Genomic DNA, 1,895 nt, shown 5'->3' on the forward strand with positions numbered 1-1,895 from the left:
GCGTCCTCCGGCAACGGCACCTCGGTGCACATGTCGGCGGAGCTGTTCAAGGCGATGACCAAGTGCGACATGGTGCACGTGCCCTATCGCGGCTCGGCGATCGCCTTCCCCGACATCATCTCCAACAAGGTGCAGCTCATCTTCGACAATCTTCCGTCCGCGCTGGAGCAGTCGCGCGGCGGCAGCGTCCGCGCCCTCGGCGTCACCTCGCCGAAACGCTGGCCGACCGTGCCCGACATCCCCGCGATCGCCGAGACCGTGCCGGGCTTCGAATCGGTCGGCTTCTACGGCATCTCGGCGCCGAAGGGCACGCCGCCCGAGATCGTCGACGTCCTCAACAAGGCCGTCGGCGAGGCGCTGAAGGACCCGAAGCTGGTGGCCAAGCTCGCCGAGACCGGCGGCATCCCGCGGCCGATGACGCCGGCCGAGTTCGGCAAGCTGGTGGCGGACGAGACCGAGAAATGGCGCAAGGTGGTCGAGTTCGCCGGCGTGTCGGTGGACTGAGGGGTGGCTCTTCGGTTTGACGCGTTTTCTTCGCGCGAACCGGTGGCCACTTCGCGCGAAAACGCTATGGCATTGCACCATCGCCTCCGCCCCTGTAAACGGACCCCGCACCGTTGCCGGCCGCGCGCACGCCGCGCGGCCCGCCCGCGGCGGGGCCTGTAGCTCAATGGTTAGAGCCGGCCGCTCATAACGGTCTGGTTGCAGGTTCGAGTCCTGCCGGGCCCACCAGCCTTCGCTCGCTTCGCGAGCTTCGGCTGGGCAAGCCAGTGTCCCAATCTCCCGCGAAGCGAGCGAAGGCTGTCACGCCGAAGCCCAAAGGGCGAAGGCGGACTTTGGCTGCGCAGTTCGGCAAGCCATGCCACGACCAGCACTGGCAAGAGCGCCTCCCAACCAGAATCTGAGGATCAACCCCATGCACAGTGGAAATGGCGACAGCCGGCAACAGGATTTCGCTATTCCGAATTTCACTTGACGCGTCGGGCAAATCAGGTGTATAGACCCATCATCGCCGGGATCGATCCCGCGACCTCCCAAGCCAGTTCCAGCCGCAGCGACCGCCCGACCATGCGCGCGGCGCGCTGAAGCGTGGTCAGCGTGACATGCCGTCCTTTGGGTCGAGCAAGCGCCCGATCAGGCTGCGCGGACGACTCGTCGTTCGCTCCCAATCAAGGCAAGCAAGTCTGCTGCTCTCAATATGCGTCATGCCGACTCACGGAGGATAACCCGCAGCATGAACCGATGGTCTAACGAAGTCCTCGACCGTTTCGTCGGTGCAGCCGACCCACGATACCGTCTTCGCCATGAGCAAACTTCGAGAGCACTGCAGAATTGAGTATCTGGACATGCCTGTATGTGACGCCAATCCAGCCGTTTTCCTGGAAGAGGCGCAAAGTCCGGTTTACGGAGTGACGGGAGGTGTTGGCCATCTCCGCAAGCTCCGCCTGGTTCAGGCGAATCTCGCGCATTCGAGGCGAGCGCGACTTTTGATGCACGTCGGCAACCCGCAACAGCGTAGCGGCGATACGTCGATCGGTTCGTGGTATCAGCAGGTCATGAATAATCCGGATGGCGATGGTCGCCGTCTGGACGCCCAATGTCGCCATGATGCGCGTGAACGCCAGATCGGCCCGGCCGACGTCATTGAGACGGGCAAGCTCGATCTTCATCACGATGCTGGGTTCGGTGGTTCGGAACGTCAATGTCCGCTGGCCTCCCGTGAACAACGGGCCGTAACCGAACCAGGCGCCGGTCCGCATGATGTGGGCGAGCCGAAGGCCGGCCTCCTCGGCCGGCACCAGCACGCCGACCGCTCCTTCAACGATGCCGAACACACCTCCGGCCTGGTCGCCGACGTGCCATACGAACTCGTCAGGTTCGAATTCCACGATTTC

Annotated in this window: 2 protein-coding genes and 1 tRNA gene; 2 read left to right on the forward strand and 1 reads right to left on the reverse strand. The window is 63.9% G+C overall.

Going from position 1 to position 1,895, the window contains the following annotated elements; all coding sequences use genetic code 11:
• On the forward strand, positions 1 to 504 hold a 504-nt coding region (locus KGM94_RS25150; protein ID WP_300265441.1), incomplete at its 5' end, for a tripartite tricarboxylate transporter substrate-binding protein.
• A gap of 152 nt (positions 505 to 656) precedes the next feature.
• Positions 657 to 732: transfer RNA gene (locus tag KGM94_RS25155), tRNA-Ile, on the forward strand.
• Positions 733 to 1,247: 515 nt separating this feature from the next.
• Here the strand turns inward: KGM94_RS25155 and KGM94_RS25160 are convergent.
• On the reverse strand, positions 1,248 to 1,895 hold a 648-nt coding region (locus KGM94_RS25160; RefSeq protein ID WP_300265444.1), incomplete at its 5' end, for a Crp/Fnr family transcriptional regulator.

The organism is Bradyrhizobium sp. (assembly GCF_028868675.1).
In the GTDB taxonomy this organism is placed as follows: domain Bacteria; phylum Pseudomonadota; class Alphaproteobacteria; order Rhizobiales; family Xanthobacteraceae; genus Bradyrhizobium.